This is a genomic window from [Limnothrix rosea] IAM M-220 (genome assembly GCF_001904615.1).
Lineage (GTDB): Bacteria > Cyanobacteriota > Cyanobacteriia > Cyanobacteriales > MRBY01 > MRBY01.
The window spans coordinates 19315-35627 of the sequence record NZ_MRBY01000011.1; the positions used below are offsets into that span (position 1 = coordinate 19315).

General features: G+C 46.1%; 14 protein-coding genes and 1 tRNA gene. 6 read left to right on the forward strand and 9 right to left on the reverse strand.

All coding sequences use genetic code 11. From position 1 onward, the window contains the following. Positions 1 to 83: 83 nt before the first annotated feature. Entirely contained in the window at positions 84 to 1457 is a 1374-nt protein-coding gene (gene tig, locus NIES208_RS06600) for a trigger factor (RefSeq protein ID WP_075890983.1), read from the reverse strand. A 363-nt stretch (positions 1458 to 1820) separates the two neighbouring features. Between tig and NIES208_RS06605 the strand changes: the two genes are divergently transcribed. The 3 genes from NIES208_RS06605 to NIES208_RS06615 all read left to right on the forward strand — a co-directional run bounded on the left by NIES208_RS06605 (position 1821) and on the right by NIES208_RS06615 (position 5743). Next, positions 1821 to 2864, forward strand: coding sequence for an aspartate-semialdehyde dehydrogenase (locus NIES208_RS06605; RefSeq protein WP_075890985.1), 1044 nt, complete (start codon positions 1821 to 1823; stop codon positions 2862 to 2864). Between the two features lie 37 nt (positions 2865 to 2901). Next, positions 2902 to 3792 carry a 4-hydroxy-tetrahydrodipicolinate synthase gene (gene dapA, locus NIES208_RS06610; RefSeq protein WP_075890987.1) on the forward strand — a complete coding sequence of 297 codons (891 nt, stop codon included), beginning with the start codon at positions 2902 to 2904 and terminating at the stop codon, positions 3790 to 3792. A gap of 142 nt (positions 3793 to 3934) precedes the next feature. Next, positions 3935 to 5743 carry a ribonuclease J gene (locus NIES208_RS06615; RefSeq protein ID WP_225875261.1) on the forward strand — a complete coding sequence of 603 codons (1809 nt, stop codon included), beginning with the start codon at positions 3935 to 3937 and terminating at the stop codon, positions 5741 to 5743. Positions 5744 to 6068: 325 nt separating this feature from the next. Here the strand turns inward: NIES208_RS06615 and NIES208_RS06620 are convergent, their stop codons facing one another. Further along, positions 6069 to 6488 (reverse strand): slr1601 family putative cell division protein, encoded by a 420-nt coding sequence (locus NIES208_RS06620; protein ID WP_084176557.1) that lies wholly within the window; start codon positions 6486 to 6488, stop codon positions 6069 to 6071. Between the two features lie 317 nt (positions 6489 to 6805). Then, the gene (gene dnaB / locus NIES208_RS06625; protein WP_075890989.1) at positions 6806 to 8170 is read right to left on the reverse strand and encodes a replicative DNA helicase; all 1365 of its coding nucleotides are present in this window, start codon (positions 8168 to 8170) and stop codon (positions 6806 to 6808) included. A 117-nt stretch (positions 8171 to 8287) separates the two neighbouring features. Here dnaB and ruvA point away from each other — a divergent pair, with 117 nt between their 5' ends. Next, positions 8288 to 8917 carry a Holliday junction branch migration protein RuvA gene (gene ruvA / locus NIES208_RS06630; protein WP_075890991.1) on the forward strand — a complete coding sequence of 210 codons (630 nt, stop codon included), beginning with the start codon at positions 8288 to 8290 and terminating at the stop codon, positions 8915 to 8917. A 74-nt stretch (positions 8918 to 8991) separates the two neighbouring features. Here ruvA and rpiA read toward each other — a convergent pair whose 3' ends face one another. Together rpiA and NIES208_RS06640 are read right to left on the reverse strand one after the other, a co-directional pair. Then, entirely contained in the window at positions 8992 to 9693 is a 702-nt protein-coding gene (gene rpiA / locus NIES208_RS06635) for a ribose-5-phosphate isomerase RpiA (RefSeq protein ID WP_075890993.1), read from the reverse strand. A gap of 99 nt (positions 9694 to 9792) precedes the next feature. Then, positions 9793 to 10239: an RNA recognition motif domain-containing protein gene (locus NIES208_RS06640; RefSeq protein WP_075890995.1), complete on the reverse strand. Its 447-nt coding sequence runs from the start codon at positions 10237 to 10239 to the stop codon at positions 9793 to 9795. A 627-nt stretch (positions 10240 to 10866) separates the two neighbouring features. Here NIES208_RS06640 and NIES208_RS06645 point away from each other — a divergent pair. Continuing rightward, a complete protein-coding gene (locus NIES208_RS06645) occupies positions 10867 to 12681 on the forward strand; it encodes an aspartate kinase (protein WP_075890997.1) in 1815 nt (604 codons plus the stop codon). A gap of 236 nt (positions 12682 to 12917) precedes the next feature. Here NIES208_RS06645 and NIES208_RS06650 read toward each other — a convergent pair. The 4 genes from NIES208_RS06650 to NIES208_RS06665 form a co-directional block, all read right to left on the reverse strand. Beyond that, positions 12918 to 12990 (reverse strand) — tRNA-Phe (locus NIES208_RS06650). A 115-nt stretch (positions 12991 to 13105) separates the two neighbouring features. Continuing rightward, entirely contained in the window at positions 13106 to 13699 is a 594-nt protein-coding gene (locus tag NIES208_RS06655; RefSeq protein ID WP_075890999.1) for a DUF3177 family protein, read from the reverse strand. A gap of 232 nt (positions 13700 to 13931) precedes the next feature. Then, positions 13932 to 14138 (reverse strand): hypothetical protein, encoded by a 207-nt coding sequence (locus NIES208_RS06660; protein WP_216349369.1) that lies wholly within the window; start codon positions 14136 to 14138, stop codon positions 13932 to 13934. A gap of 124 nt (positions 14139 to 14262) precedes the next feature. Then, positions 14263 to 14484 (reverse strand): Calvin cycle protein CP12, encoded by a 222-nt coding sequence (locus NIES208_RS06665; protein ID WP_075891001.1) that lies wholly within the window; start codon positions 14482 to 14484, stop codon positions 14263 to 14265. Between the two features lie 401 nt (positions 14485 to 14885). On the opposite strand from NIES208_RS06665, the gene dnaN reads away from it, so the two are divergent. Next, the gene (dnaN, locus tag NIES208_RS06670) at positions 14886 to 16061 is read left to right on the forward strand and encodes a DNA polymerase III subunit beta (protein ID WP_075891106.1); all 1176 of its coding nucleotides are present in this window, start codon (positions 14886 to 14888) and stop codon (positions 16059 to 16061) included. Positions 16062 to 16313 lie beyond the last annotated feature (252 nt).

A 16313-nucleotide genomic window follows, 5' to 3' on the forward strand; every position in this document is an offset into this window, starting at 1 on the left:
GCTCACCTTGGCTATAAAAAAGGGACTCAAACCCAATTGAATCCCCTAATCACTAATTTTTGACTTATCTAAGCCTAGAGAAATTACTCTTCTTCAGAAGTGGATTCCTCCTCGTCCTCAGCTTCAGGCTCTAGGGTACCAGCCGGAACAAACTCGATGTCAGATTGCTCTTGGAGCCAGTCGAGGGTTGCTTCCATAACAAGCTCTTCTGTAATGGCTTCCTTCAGGCGCTCTTCATCATATTCTTGTTCAAACTCAGCTTTCGCTTCCTCAAGACGAGTATTGAACTTTTCCTCGTCGGCTTCGATCTTTTCGACCTTCGCAATTTCTGTGAGGATTAAAGAATTACCGAGACGTTGCTCTGCTTCAGGGCGTGCATTTTCCCGTAGCTGCGGAATCATATCCTTTGTAAAAATACGATTAACGTCAATGCCCATGCGGCTAAATTCCATCATTTGCTGGGTTAATACAGCTGTGATTTCTTCATTGACGCTAACTTCGGGTAGATCTACCTCATTATTTTCACTGAGGAGCGTAAGCATTTGCTGGCGCACGCTATTTTTGGTTGTGATTTCCGCATTTTCTTTGAATTGCTCTTCGAGGCTGGCTTTCCAAGCATCGAGGGTTTCAAATTCTTCGTCTGTAATTTCAGAGGCGAACTCATCGTCTAATTCTGGGAGTTCCCGTTCTTTTAGCTCCTTGAGGGTGGCGGTAAAAGAAACTGCTTTGCCGGCCATTTCTTCATTGCCGTACTCTTCGGGGAAAGTAACAACAAATTTTTTGGTTTCTTCGGGCTTCATGCCAATGAAACCTTCGATAAAGCCGGGCACGAAACGACCCTCTTCCATTTCAATGGAAAAGTCTTCTGCTTGGGTTCCGGGGATAATGTCGCCTTCCTCTTCGCCAGCGTCGTTAACATAGCGGCCTTCGTAGTCGGCGATCGCCACATCTCCCATTTGTGCGCCACGGTCTTCTACAGGGACAAGAGTTGCTGCCTCAGTGCGCTTTTTCTCAATAAATTCTTCCAGCTGGGCAGGGTCATAATCCGTTTGCTCGGCTTTAAAGGACAAACCCTTATAGGTACCAAGGGTGACGCTAGCAGGAACGTCAACAGAAGCCTTAAAGGTGAAGGTGGAGCCGGGTGTGTAATTGGCGATGAGTTCTTCAAAAGAAGATGTCAGCTGGTAGTTTCCTAAAGCCTCAATTTTCTCTTGCTCAATTGCCGCCTTTAAACTCTCGTCAATGAGTTCTTCAAGCACCGTTGCTTTGATCCGACCCGAACCTAGACGTTGAATCAAAATTTGTTTGGGCACTTTTCCTTTACGGAAGCCCGGCAAATTTACGGTGCGGGCAAGCTTATTTACTGCGTTGTCATAAGCTTTCTGGGTTTTGTCAGCAGGGACTTCAATTTCTAACCCAATTTGACTGGCAGGAAGCTTTTCCTGAGTAACTTTCATCGATGTTTTAAGGCTCTAAATATATAAATTACAACTAGGTCAACTAGGCAAAAGGATGGCCAATCTCTCTTTATTGAGCAGGATTTGAACGCTCCGTGATATCCTAGTGGAGCAATCCGCATGTGCTATGTTTCCAAAGCAGTTTGGAACAGTTTTAAGCGTTTATCTGTCGGTTTGCCTTACTGATAATAGTATAGTTAGAGTCTTTGCGTATACCGTTTTGTCTTTGCTAAGCCGTTAGCCTGATTGAGTCCCAAATCGCGGCGATCGCCCCCTACGCAGCACTATGACAAGCAATTGAACATTTATATAAAGTTTTTTGTCCACCTACATTAAGTTCACATCTAATCGGAGGTTTCGTCGTTGTCAAAATCAGTAAATGTTGCCATTTTAGGGGCAACGGGGGCTGTCGGAGCTGAGCTGCTCCAGCTTCTTGAAGAACGTGATTTTCCAGTAAAGAATTTAAAATTACTTGCCTCGCCCCGTTCAGCTGGCAAAACCTTAAGGTTTAAGGGTGAAGATATTACGGTTGAGGTGGTTTCTGCTGAAGCTTTCCAAGGCGTTGATATTGTTTTGGCATCTGCGGGAGGGTCGACTTCTAAGGAATGGGCGGCGATCGCCGTTGCAGCTGGTGCTGTTGTTATCGACAATTCCAGTGCTTTTCGGATGGATCCCGAAGTGCCTTTGATTGTGCCAGAAATTAATCCAGAGGCAGCAAAAGACCACAAAGGTATCATTGCCAATCCCAACTGCACAACGATTTTGATGGGGGTCGCCATTTACCCATTACATAAGGTGCAGCCGATCAAGCGTATCGTTGTTTCCACATACCAATCCGCTAGTGGTGCTGGTGCTCGGGCGATGGCAGAGGTGAAGCAACAAACCGAAGCAATATTAGCTGGTGATGCGCCTAAAACTGAATCTTTCCCCTACCCCCTAGCATTCAATCTTTTCCCCCATAATTCTCCCCTCGACGATCAAGGTTATTGTCAAGAAGAGATGAAGATGGTGAACGAGACACGCAAGATTTTTGGAGAGCCCGACTTAAAGATTTCTGCAACTTGTGTGCGTGTTCCCGTACTACGGGCTCACTCAGAAGCGATTAATCTAGAGTTTGAAGCCAATTTTGAGCCTGCTGCTGCTAAAGAGGTTTTGGCGACAGCTCCCGGCGTGACAGTTGTGGAAGATTGGGAAAAGAATTATTTTCCAATGCCTATTGATGCGACGGGTAAAGATCCTGTACTTGTCGGTCGCATTCGTCGGGATATTTCTCAAGATCATGGCCTTGAATTATGGTTGTGTGGTGACCAAATTCGTAAAGGCGCAGCTCTTAATGCAGTGCAAATTGCTGAGTTGCTTTGTGAACAGGATCTTTTGCAATCGAACGCGGTTGCAACAGCGGTCTAAGTCCGTAAGATATTAGGTGTGTTGTGTCGATTCTTTTATGACAAATACAAGATTTGGTCGAGTAATCACCGCAATGGTGACACCCTTCACGGAAGAAGGTCAGGTAAATTATGCAATGGCAGAGAAACTTGCTGCTCATCTCATTGATCATGGGAGTGATGGTCTTGTCGTCTGCGGCACAACTGGTGAATCACCGACTTTGACTTGGGAAGAGGAACATGATCTGTTTCGGGCTGTTCAGAGTGCTGCTGCTGGTCGTGCGGTAGTGATTGCGGGGACTGGTTCTAACTCGACCAGTGAGGCGATCGCCGCCACAAAAAAGGCAGAAGCGCTAGGCTTAGATGGGTCATTACAGGTTGTTCCCTACTACAATAAGCCGCCCCAAGAAGGTCTTTATCACCACTATCGGGCGATCGCCGAAGCCTGCCCTGATATTCCATTGATGCTATATAACGTTCCTGGACGAACCAGCTGCAATCTTATTCCGGAAACAGTTGTTCGCCTAGCGGAAATTGACAACATCATTGCAATTAAAGAAGCCAGTGGTAACGTTGACCAAGCTGCCCAGATCCGCTGTGCCGTCGGTGACGACTTTGCCATCTATTCCGGTGACGATAGCCTAACAATGCCCCTAATGAGTGTGGGTGCTCAAGGCGTAGTTAGCGTTGCGAGTCACCTTGTGGGCGAACCCATGCAACAGATGATTCAAGCCTTTCTGGCCGGGAATAATCAAGAAGCGATTGACCTACACCTAAAGTTGTTCCCTTTATTTAAAGTCCTGTTTTGTGACACCAACCCATTACCTGTCAAAACAGCTTTAATTTTACAAGGCTGGAGTCTCGGTAGTTTTCGACCCCCTTTGTATCCCCTCGACCCCAACCGCACCAAGCAGCTAACCCAGGTGCTCAAAGATCTCACTTTGCTCTAGGCATTCACACCGATGTGAATCTAGACAAGTTTGACAACCAAATATTGCGATTTGACAGACCAGAGGGACACCCAGCTGGCTAGTCCCCCTTTTCGCATTACCCAGTTTTTTCCGTTTTTACTTCAACCTAGTTAGGAAATTTATGAATAATAACAAGCCCAAGCTCGTAGCCAAAAAAACAAATAATGCTTCCCAAATTAACAGCAGTGGCGAAGATTCCATTAAGATCATTCCCCTCGGTGGACTCCACGAAATTGGGAAAAATACTTGTATCTTCGAATATGACGACGAGATTGTCTTGCTTGATGCCGGACTTGCCTTTCCCACAGATGGAATGCATGGTGTAAATATCGTTTTGCCAGATACAACTTATCTTCGTGAAAATCGCCACAAGATTAAAGGCATGATCGTCACCCACGGTCATGAAGATCACATCGGTGGCATTGCCCATCACCTGAAGCAGTTTGATATTCCTGTGATTTATGGCCCTCGTTTAGCGATGTCTCTCCTCAGCGACAAGCTAGATGAAGCTGGGGTCAGCGATCGCACGAAGCTCAATAGTGTGATGCCCCGCGATATGGTGCGCATCGGTAAGAATTTTGTTGTGGAATATATTCGCAATACCCACTCCATTGCTGACAGTTTTACTGTGGCGATTCACACTCCTTTAGGTGTGATTATCCACACCGGTGACTTTAAAGTGGATTACACACCCGTCGATGGTGAGCATTTTGATTTTCAGCGTTTAGCTGAGCATGGCGAAAAAGGTGTGTTGTGTTTGTTGAGTGATTCGACAAATGCCGAGGTTCCCGGTCATACGCCTTCTGAAGCTTCTGTTAAACCGAATCTTGACCGTATTTTTGGTCAGGCCAAAGGTCGTCTACTCGTCACAACATTTGCTTCTTCGGTACACCGCGTCAATATTATTTTGCAACTGGCTGAAAAGCATAATCGCAAAGTGGCGATCGTTGGGCGCTCTATGCTGAACGTCATTTCCCACGCGCGAAACCTTGGCTATATCAAGTGTTTAGATAATCTATTTATTCCGCTACGCCAAGTTAAGAGTATGCGTGATGAAGATGTTCTAATTTTAAGTACTGGCTCTCAGGGTGAATCGTTGTCGGCAATGACTCGGATTTCCAAGGGTGAACATCGCCAAGTCAAAATTAAGGAAGGTGATACTGTCGTCTTCTCGGCAAACCCAATTCCCGGTAACACTATTGCTGTTGTGAATACCATTGACCGTCTGATGATGTTGGGCGCAAAGGTTGTGTATGGCAAGCGCGAAGGGATTCACGTCTCTGGTCACGGTTCTCAGGAAGAGCATAAGATGATGTTGGCATTGACGAAGCCAAAATTCTTTGTTCCATTCCACGGTGAACACCGTATGCTTGTTAAACATGCTCAGACAGCCCAATCAATGGGTGTGCCTGAAGAGAATATTGTCATTATCGACAATGGCGACATTGTAGAACTCACTGAAAATTCGATTGGTGTTGCGGGCAAGGTCGAATCTGGTATTGAATTGGTAGACCGTTCTGGCATCGTTCATGACAATGTTCTTCAAGATCGTCAACAACTCGCTGAGCAGGGTGTGATCACTGTTGCTGCGGCAATTACTAAGGATGGTACTTTGGTTGCGCCGCCTGAAATTCACATCCGTGGTGTTGTTACTTCTGCTAACAATAAGCTATTGCATCAACTCATTCAGAGAAATGTTGATAGTACAATTAGCGATCGCCTTGCGGAATATAAAGAAAATGGTAAGCGCTCTAAGGAAGAAATCGACTGGACAGATATTCGTATTGAAGTCGAGCAATCTCTGCAACGTCTTGCCCGCCGTGAACTGCAAAGCCAGCCACTGATTGTCTTTTTGATGCAGGTGAGCGAACAGGTTGGTACGCGGGCGCAGCGCCGTCGTCGCCGTCCTACTGCGGTTGCTGCTTCGTAGCACTCAGCTATTAAGCCGTCGGGTAAAACAACGTAAAAATTAGAAAGGAGGATGTAATATCCTCCTTTTTGCTGGGCGTTTATTGAGTTTTTATTAATTAACGTGAGTTTTGCTTAAGCATGCTCGGAAGTACGACGCGGTGAATGGGAGAGCGAGAGATCGGGAGATGTTTCTATGCAAACAATCCTACTAGCTTTCAAAAAATGCAAATTTTCGTTGCTTCCCCGTGTCTCTCCCTCTCCGTGTCTTTCCCTCTCCGCGTCTCTTTTTCTCTAGAGAATTTTGGCTACATTCTGATCCATAACTGACGTTAATTATGTTGGTTTTAGTTTTGGGCTGGCGTTGTGTCTGGTTCTACCCAAATGATACGTTTTTCTAGAATATCAACTTTTTCGCTGTGTTCGCGAATGAGGTCTGGGGATTCGTGGGCATCAAAATTTTGGCTGAAGTCTTCTCGTAGTTGATTGACTCGATATTCTGCTTCGGCGACTTCGGCGCGGATTTCACTAATTCTTTCTTGTTGGGAGAGGTGATGGGGTAAAAGATTGGCGATCGCCGTCACTGCAACACCAATGAGGACACAGTTAACCGTTGTTTGGAGACTCAGCTCAATGAGGACGGCACGGTTACGACGGGATTGTTGTACCTTGCGCTGCTGTCGCTGGCGCGTTTGGGAGGGGCGACGTACCTTACGACGAGGCTGAGGCGATAGCTGTGTTTGCCGTTGGGGTTGATAGGCGTGCATGAAAATTAGGGTTGATTATCAAAAGAAATTGGAAAAGTGAGTGAAATTTCCTGACTAGGACGGAGCGATAAAATTAATAGATTATTTTGTTGTTCTATTCCTGACAAAAGGCAGTTGACGGTGGTGCGTAGATCGAGATTTTAAGCTCAAGCTAACACGCAATTAGAGCTGACATTAGCAGAATCTTAGCATCCGACTCGAAAAATCACTGATCTTATTAATAAAATTCCCGCAAAATAGCCTAGGCTCTGCAATGGTACTCGCTAATCCAAGGGTTGACTTTGGAAAATTATGGAATAAGCATTAGTGGCATGTCATTAATAAGCTTCCGCATAACTATTGCCTGCATTAGCCAAGTTAAGGAATTTAGTGAGCTCTGGTTGGAAAATAAGTTTCACAGTCCCCGTCGGCCCGTTACGGTGCTTGGTGATAATCACCTCGGCAATATCGTGATCCGGTGAATCAGGATTGTAATAGCTGTCGCGATACAACATGATAATGAGGTCTGCGTCTTGCTCAATAGAGCCAGATTCCCTCAAGTCCGACATCATAGGACGTTTATTTGTGCGAGCTTCAACGCCACGACTAAGCTGGGATAATGCCAAAATTGGAACATTGAGTTCTCTGGCAAGACCTTTTAGGGCCCGTGTGATTTTTGAGATTTCTTGGACACGATTGTCGCCGCCGCCTTCCATAAGCTGGAGGTAGTCGAGCATAATTAAACCCAGTTTACCGCCCTGTTCCGCCTGTAGCTTCCTAGCTTGGGAGCGCATCTGTGCCACGGTTAAATTTGCGGTATCGTCAATGAATAGAGGGACGTTTGATAAGGATTCCACTGCATTAATTAATGGCTCCATGTCGGTTTGGGTAAGGCGGCCGGCACGTAAGCGGTTACTTTCAATTTGTGCTTCTCCTGCCAGTAGTCGTTGTACGAGCTGTTCCTTGGACATTTCTAGGCTAAAGATGGCGACGGGGAGCTTGTGGGTTGTGGCGACATTAACGGCGACATTGAGTGAAAAGCTTGTTTTTCCCATGGCTGGACGACCGGCAATAATCACGAGGTCAGAACGCTGGAAACCGCTGGTCATGGCATCAAGATCGTAAAAACCGCAGCTTAAGCCCGGCAGCGTAATTTCTTGGTGTAAATCCTCAATATTGTTAAAGGTTTCGACAATGGTTTCGGCGATCGGCGTTAAACCTTCTTGGGGGCGCTCTTGGGTGAGTTTGAAAATCTTTTGCTCGGATTCGTCGAGAACGTCTTCTAGGGGGGTGGTGGTGTCGTAGCCGAGATCAATAATTTCATTGCCTCCGCTAATGAGTTGGCGACGGATATATTTATCCATCACGAGCTGGGCATAACGGTCGATGTTTACGGCTGAGACTGTGCGGTCAACAAGACTTGCTAATTTTGCTGTGCCGCCTATTTTTTCAAATAGTTTTTGATCCTGTAGCCAGGAGGTAAGGCTGACTAAATCTGTCGGTTTACCTTGGGCATGGAGAATTAAGAGTCCTTTGTACAGATCGCGGTGGGCTTGGACGTAAAAGGCATTGGTGACTAGGATATCCACCACCCGTCCCATGGCTTCTGGATCTAACAAAATACCGCCCAGAATCGATTCTTCGGCATCAAGGTTTTGAGGTGGAATAGAACGGTTAGAAAATGTTGGCTTGTTATCTGCCATAGTCCAAGGGGTGGGGAATATCTTAGTTTAACTGTACTGTTCTCTTCTGTCCTGCGGTGGGGATTGGGAGAATTGCTGTGGCGTGGCAGGATAGGGCTAGTTTGTTGTCGGGAAGTTATGTTTAGCTATTTGAAAGGTCGGGCGATCGCCCTGCAAAAGAATTTACAGAATAGGACATTTTTAGTGCTGGAGGTGGGCGGTATTGGCTATGAAGTGCAAATTTCTAGTCGCTTTGCCCTTGAGATTAATCTCGCAGAAGAAAAGATATGTCAGGTGTTTATCCATTACCAACAGCGAGAAGATCAAGTCATTCTGTATGGTTTTGAGTCTTTTGCGGAACGGGATTTATTTCGACAGTTAATTGGTGTGAGCGGCATTGGGGCACAGTCGGCGATCGCCCTGCTGGATACCCTGACCTTACCGGAATTGGTGCAGGCAATTGTGAGCGAAAATCATAAACTTTTGGCTAAAGCGCCGGGTATCGGCAAAAAAACGGCAGAAAGATTAGCACTCGAACTTCGCACAAAATTAGCGCAATGGCGAGATCAAACAGGTTTGCCCCAAGCGGATGTAAACACGCCCCAGGCTGGAATCTATGAAGACCTCGAAATGACCCTTCTTGCCCTCGGTTATGATGACAGCGAAATTCGTCGCGCCATCGGAACTCTTTCTCAAGATTCTCTCTTGGCTCAAAACCCCAATGCTGATGAATGGATCCGACAGGCGATCGCCTTCCTCAGCCGTTAAAATTACGAGCCGTTTAAACAAAAAATCTTCTAGCAACTAAACCAGAAGATTTCCCAAAATATAAAAAACAAAATTTAGTTGATCGTGCGTACCTTGGGTTCACCGTCAATAATTTCGCCGACAAGAATGGTGTCCGCCACACCGACAAACAAACCATTCTCCAGAACACCGGGAATATTGTTGATTGCAATTTCTAAAGCAGCCGGATCTTTAATTGCTTCAAATTTGAGGTCAACAACTAAATTACCTTCGTCGGTGACGACAGGACCAGCTTTCTTCACGCCCATCCGCAACTCAGGCTTACCACCGAGCGCTTCTAGTTGACGCATGACAGGGGCGATCGCCATCGGAATCACTTCAACAGGCAACAAGAAAGTAGATCCCAAAACATCTACCATTTTGCCGCTATCGACGACCACAACAAATTTATTCGCGAGGGCATCCACAACCTTTTCGCGAGTGTGAGCCGCGCCGCCACCTTTGATCAAATTTTTGTTCGGGTCAACCTCATCCGCCCCGTCAATGGCGAGATCAATATGATCTACTGCATCAAGACTAGTGAGGGGAATACCGTACTGCTTCGATAAAACTTCAGCCTGAAAAGACGTGGGAATACCAACAATATTTTCAATCTCACCCGCTGCGAGGCGATCGCCAATAAATTGGATGGCATAAGCCGTTGTGGAACCCGTTCCTAGACCCACGATGGTATTAGACTCCACCATGGCAGCCGCTGCGCGACCGACCTCTTGTTTCATCACCTGAACCGCATCCATGATTTATTCCCTCCTTGCTACTATCAATCAAATAAAAATGGGTAAATACAGAAAATCCTGCCACAAAGAATGTAGCAGGAAAAATTCATCTAAAAAGCTTTAAACGTTTGTGGTTTGCTTTTGGAGCATATCCTTGAGCTTTTCGAGTTCGCTAGCCCAACGGGGGTCAGGCTGAGCAGAGTTAGAACCGCCACTGCTGTAAGTCATGGGCTTTTTGCCGCCACCACCACTACGCTTGCGCTTACCGCCTTTGCTGGGAGCTGCACTGGCGGTGCTGGGAGCATCTTCAGATTTGGAGCGGGGGAGTGCCTTTTCGATTTTGAGTTCGCTGTCCATGAAGGACTGACCATTGTACTTTTCGATAAAAGCATCTGCTTCTTCGTCAGTGGGAACAGTTACGAAGGCAAAGCCCCGGCACTTACCGGTTTTGCGATCTTTAATCACTTTGGTGCTAGCATTTTCGCCTGCGTCTGCGAAAAAGGTTGTGAGTGCGTCTTTTTCGACGACATCTTTGGGTAGGTTACCGACGTATAAACGAACAGACATAGAAAAACCTCCTAGGGGGTGGTGTGTTCAAGAAAAATCTGGGGTTTCGGTACATAGAAACGCTGAAAAGGGCGGTCAAAAGCTTGTTTGCTGCGATCGCCTTTGACTGTGCCTATAGTGTTTAACTGTAGAAATATTTGTCATTCAGTGTTGCTTATACCCTGAGTTGATTCAGAAGACTTACTACCTGGCTCTGCAAGCAACAGTTTCTTCCTTTTATCCATGCTGCGACACGGAAACTATGGTGCGGTAATGCTTATCGATAACATTACAAAATGTATCACACTACCGAGTGCAACATTATCAGCTAAAGGGATTAGAAATACAAGGGATTTAAGATTTTCTTTTGTTTATTTTTATGGATGTGCGCTAAACGGAGATGATTTGTGGAACGACTGCAATGGTCTTAAAAGCGACAATGGGTTTGTCTATAAGCCTTGTAAAACTGGGCTTTGGCAGAAAATCACAATCTGGAGATAAGTCAGGATCAGCTGAAAATAGATTATTTAAAACAACGGAGTGTGAAGGATCTATCAGAAAAGTCTATAGGATTTGATACAGTGGATTTCCAATTTTCCGTAAAGTGGAAGGTAATTTGTAGGAATTTGGGGAGTAAAGAGCAGAGCCATGGCAATGATTGTGCAGAAATACGGCGGAACTTCTGTCGGTTCAGTCGAACGAATTCAGGCGGTTGCTAAGCGCATTTATCAGCGGGCGCAGGCGGGTAATCGATTGGTCGTTGTGGTTTCTGCGATGGGGAAAACGACAGATACCTTGGTGCAGTTAGCGAATGAGATCAGTGCGAATCCGAGTCGCCGGGAAATGGATATGTTGCTTTCGACGGGGGAGCAGGTGTCGATTTCGCTCTTGAGTATGGCGTTACAGGAACTGGGTCAGCCTGCGGTGTCTTTAACGGGTGCTCAGGTGGGTATTGTGACTGAGGCAGAGCATAGTCGTGCTCGTATTCTTGAGATTAAAACGAATCGTCTCGAAAAGCATTTACGTCAAGGACAAGTAATTATTGTTGCTGGTTTTCAGGGGGTTAGTAATAGTACGGAGCTGGAAATTACGACCTTAGGGCGTGGTGGTTCGGATACGTCTGCGGTGGCGATCGCCGCGGCTTTAAAAGCGTCCTATTGCGAAATTTATACCGATGTGCCGGGGATTTTAACGACAGACCCGCGTATTGTGCCGGAAGCGCAATTGATGCCGGAGGTAACGTCTGATGAAATGCTGGAGTTGGCCAGTTTAGGGGCAAAGGTTTTACATCCCCGTGCGGTGGAAATTGCGAAAAATTATGGTGTTCCCCTTGTTGTGCGCTCAAGTTGGACTGAGGATCCGGGCACGAAAGTAACGTCGGCGGCGGTAGATGATCGCCCATTGGTGAATCTCGAAATTGCCAAGGCGGTTGATGGGGTGGAGTTTGATACGGATCAAGCCCGTATTGCCATGTTGCGTATCCCGGATCGTCCGGGTGTGGCGGCCAAGTTATTTGGTGAAATTGCCACTCATAATGTGGATGTGGATCTGATTATTCAATCGATTCACGACGGTAACAGCAACGATATTGCCTTTACGGTGACGGAAAAGGCGGCTAGCCAAGCCCAGTCTATTGCTGAGGCGATCGCCCCAACCCTATGTGAGGCGGATATTCAAAGCCTAGAAGATGTTTCTGTGATGACGGCTAACGACATTGCCAAAATTACAATTTCTGGGGCGGGTATGATCGGCCGTCCGGGGATTGCGGCAACCATGTTCCAGAGTTTGGCCGATGCGGGTATCAATATTGAAATGATTTCCACCTCTGAGGTGAAGGTGAGCTGCGTTATTCAGCAGACAGATTGTGATCGGGCGATCGCCACCCTGTGTGAAGTCTTTGACATTGCCTCATCCTCCATGGCCATGGCTCCAACCGCTTTAAACGCTGAACAACATCCACCTGTGCGGGGAGTGGCACTAGATCTCAAACAGGCTCAATTAGCCATTCGTCATGTGCCGGATGCGCCGGGGATGGCGGCTAAAATTTTTACCCTCCTCGCTCAGCAAAATATTAGTGTCGACATGATTATTCAGTCCCAACGCTGTCGTGTGAACAATGGCATTAACACTCGCGATATTGCCTGTACCGTTGCCCAGAGTGATGCTGAGGCCGCGCGTCTTGCCTTGAGCGGTATTGCTGAACAGCTTAATTTTGGGGAAATTGAAGTAAATCCGGCGATCGCCAAAGTGAGTATCGTTGGCTCTGGCATGATTGGTGCTCCCGGCATCGCAGCAAAATTTTTCCAAGCCCTTGCCGACGACCGAATCAATATCCAAATGATCACCACATCAGAAATCAAAATTAGTTGTGTTGTACCCGAAGAACAGGGAAAACAAGCCCTGAAATTAGTCCATGATGCGTTTAATTTAGCCGGTGCTGCCAAAGTTGAAGTGCCCGCCTAAACATCTTTAACGACCATCACTAGGACAACAAACATGATGGCGATCGCCGCCAAAATTATCAGTACATACCATTTGCTTCCCCAAAAAAGACAGCTGTGATTAGCCTAGCCAAACTTAGCACCTCAGGCCAAAATCTTGGGTGCTCAGCTTTGGCTAATTTAAAAGTTACCAAATATCAATAAATTCAATAAATATAAAAAGACCCACAAAATCTGTAGGTCTCTCAAAAAATCAAGTGCCGGGAGGCGGAATTGAACCGCCGACACGAGGATTTTCAGTCCTCTGCTCTACCAACTGAGCTATCCTGGCGTTTTGCGCACAAGTTCAAATATAGCAAAGCAAATATCGATTGGCAAGCCCTTTTTTTGATCTTTTTTTTCGATGCCCAATGGCACTATTGAGAATTTAATTGAGAACCCAATCACTACTGCTCAATGGCAATACGACCTTGGCGACCGAGACGAAAAACAAGGAAAGACAAAAGGTAAATAACATAAACGATCAAGCCCGTTGCCCCCAGAAAACCAAGGAAGCCGGGAGTCGAATTAGCATGCAACATCTGCTGATAACGACTAGGAGCTTCCAGCCAAACCTGACAATAGGCTCCTTGCCTTGTGGTCGCGGAAAAGGCACAAGTGATAAACGGTAAATTGACCAATGCTCCCAAGGCGCAGTAGACCGTCATTGCCCAACGCCAAGAGGTAAAAGCGAGCTTCAGCTTACTAGCTGGCTGGTCACGGATTTCTTCATTTAAATCAATCCAAAACCACAGGCTAATGGGGATGAGAATACGGGACAAAAGCCCTGTCAGATAACCGACCGACCAACTAGGAATCATCAAATACACTGTGATCATCAGTAAACTGGCAACTTTCCAGTAAATTCCGAGGAGGCGCTGCATGGATTCGACCTTGCTGACAAGGCTCCAAATCAAAAGCACGATGGGAATGATGACAGTGAAAATAACGGCAAGGCGATAATCCATCCAAGCCAACTGCCGAAATAAGGCTTCATCCATAGTTTTACAGGGTGTTGTAGGGTCGATTTTTAATTGTTTTAGTATACACAAACCAAAACAGCGGCACTCGCAAAAGTTACCACTGTTTAAAGGCTTGATCAGAAAATTCAAGTTATTAATGATTTAAGAACTTTATAATCTGATTAGTTAATGTGTCGTTGCTTTGGTACTGAATCGTAAAGGCCAAAGGGCGATCGCCTCAATACCAAATTGACATCCTCTCCCAGCCACCCTAGCGGGTATGCAGAGAGATTCCCTGGGTCGCCCCAAAGATTTCCTGTTTCACTGCCAGTTGGCCAGACACCGCTACCGATGCCCCCGCTACCTCGACTCCACAGGCATTTTCTATTTCCCGTTGCCCACGGGTACTCATGACTTGAGCAGCCGCCATATCACGAGGCTTAACTGACCCGCAGTTGGCTCTAGCTTGAATTCCCATGTCATATTAGGCCTGTCTACAGAATAAAAACATCGTGTAAACTGCTCACTGTGTTCACGCTTCGCTACACCACCAACCAAGCTTTCACCTATGGTCGAAGTACTGCGAAGTTCTTCTGATAAAATCAGTCTTCGTAAATACGGCACTCATCAGCATCTGGATTTGCATCACAGAACTTGTCGAGCTCACTCTTTTCTGGTTCCTGTTGGCGCTGGTGAGAAGCTTCTGCCTGAAGTTCTTCTACGGCATCCCAAGCTGCTGCACATTCAGCGGAGCTAGCATTAGTACTGCAAGCCTCACGTGCTGCATCGCGCTCTTTTTCAATTTTTTGTTGGATGTTAGTCATGAATCTTCTTTATTTATGTTTGCTATTTTAATTTAGTGCGTTTAGCTAGATACTGAGACCTTGTTTCGACTTTAATTACTTTAATGAATTATGAAAGAGAAACAACAGCATCAACTGAAGTGTAGGAGTAAGTCCATTTTGCCCTTAACATCTTGCAAATAGATCCATGTATCAGCAAGTCAGTAGAGCGTAAATTAACTTAGCTTTACTTTCCTACAAGTTCAATTGTACAGCAGGAATTCGGGAGTGATTGTTCCGTCGAGACTCGTGATCACCGTACCGAGAAAGACCTTGGAAATTTGGGCGAGAAATCCTGAAAACGAATATGTTTGAGTTTCGTATGATCTGGAGAATCTTGTAGTAGGATCTAGCTGCTCTGTTTGATGATTTCCCCGTACGCTATGAAGTTTGTTTGCAGCCAAAGCGATTTAAATAGTCAACTTTCTCTCGTGAGTCGGGCTGTTCCTTCACGTCCCACGCATCCAATTTTGGGGAATGTACTTTTAAAGGCGGATGTGGCTCACCATGAAATTCAGTTAACGGCTTTTGATTTGAGTTTGGGGATTCGTACTAGTTTTCCGGCTCAGGTGATTGAGGGGGGCACTTTAACGCTTCCTGCAAAATTGCTTAATGATATTGTGTCTCGTTTACCGGAGGGGGAGGTTTCCCTGAGTTGCCCCCAAGAGGCTTTAAGGGAAGGGGATGCCCTCGCAACTTTAACGGCTGCTGGGAGATTTCAAATTCGTGGCATGGGCGCGGAGGAATTTCCTGAGTTGCCGACTATTACGGAAGGGACAAAGTTGATGTTGCCGGCGATCGCCCTCAGTGAAGGTTTGCGGGGCGTTTTATTTGCTGCAAGTGCCGATGAAACAAAGCAAGTCTTAACGGGCGTACATTTGACCCACAAACAGGATTGTCTTGAATTTGCAGCCACTGACGGCCACCGTTTAGCTCTAGTAGAAACCAGTGACCAAGCGGAGCAAGAAGAAACAGAAGAAGGTAAATTACCTGCTCCAGAGCTAGAGGATTTTGCCCTAACCATTCCAGCGCGAGCACTGCGGGAACTTGAACGGATGCTCACGACTGCCAATGAATCTGATTTGGTGGCCTTACATTTAGACGAAGGTCAAGTAATTTTTGAGCTGAATGATCAGCGTTTAACAAGCCGTAAGCTAGAAGGGGCTTATCCGGCATACCATCAGCTCATTCCCCGTCAATTTAACCGTCAAGTCACTTTGGAGCGCCGTGGTTTGGTGAGTGCCATTGAGCGTGTTGCGGTGTTGGCTGATCAAAAAAATAATATTGTCAAATTTCGTCTAGATACTGAAAGCCAAAAGCTGCATTTATCTGTGGAAGCCCAAGATGTGGGTAGCGGTGATGTTGCCCTAAATGCTCAGGTGACTGGTGACAGCTTGGAAATTGCGTTTAATGTGAAATATTTGCTAGAGGGTCTTAAGGCCTTGCCTAGTAATGAAATTCAGATGCAACTGAACGAAAATAATCAGCCAGTCATTTTTACTCCCCTAGGGGCTATGCAGATGACTTATCTAATCATGCCTGTTCAAATTCGTAACTAACGTGAGTTTTGCTTAAGCATGCTCGGAAGTACGACGCGGTGAAGGGGAGAGCGAGAGATCGAGAGATGTTTCTATGCAAACAATCCTACTAGCTTTCAAAAAATGCAAATTTTCGTTGCTTCCCCGTGTCTCTCCGTGTCTCCTTTTCTCTAAAGAATTTTGGCTACATTCTTATCCATAACTGACGTTAACTCAGCTTTATTGATGTTGATCGTCGTTTTAAAAAGTGATGGGATCGCTCCAAAAACTTAA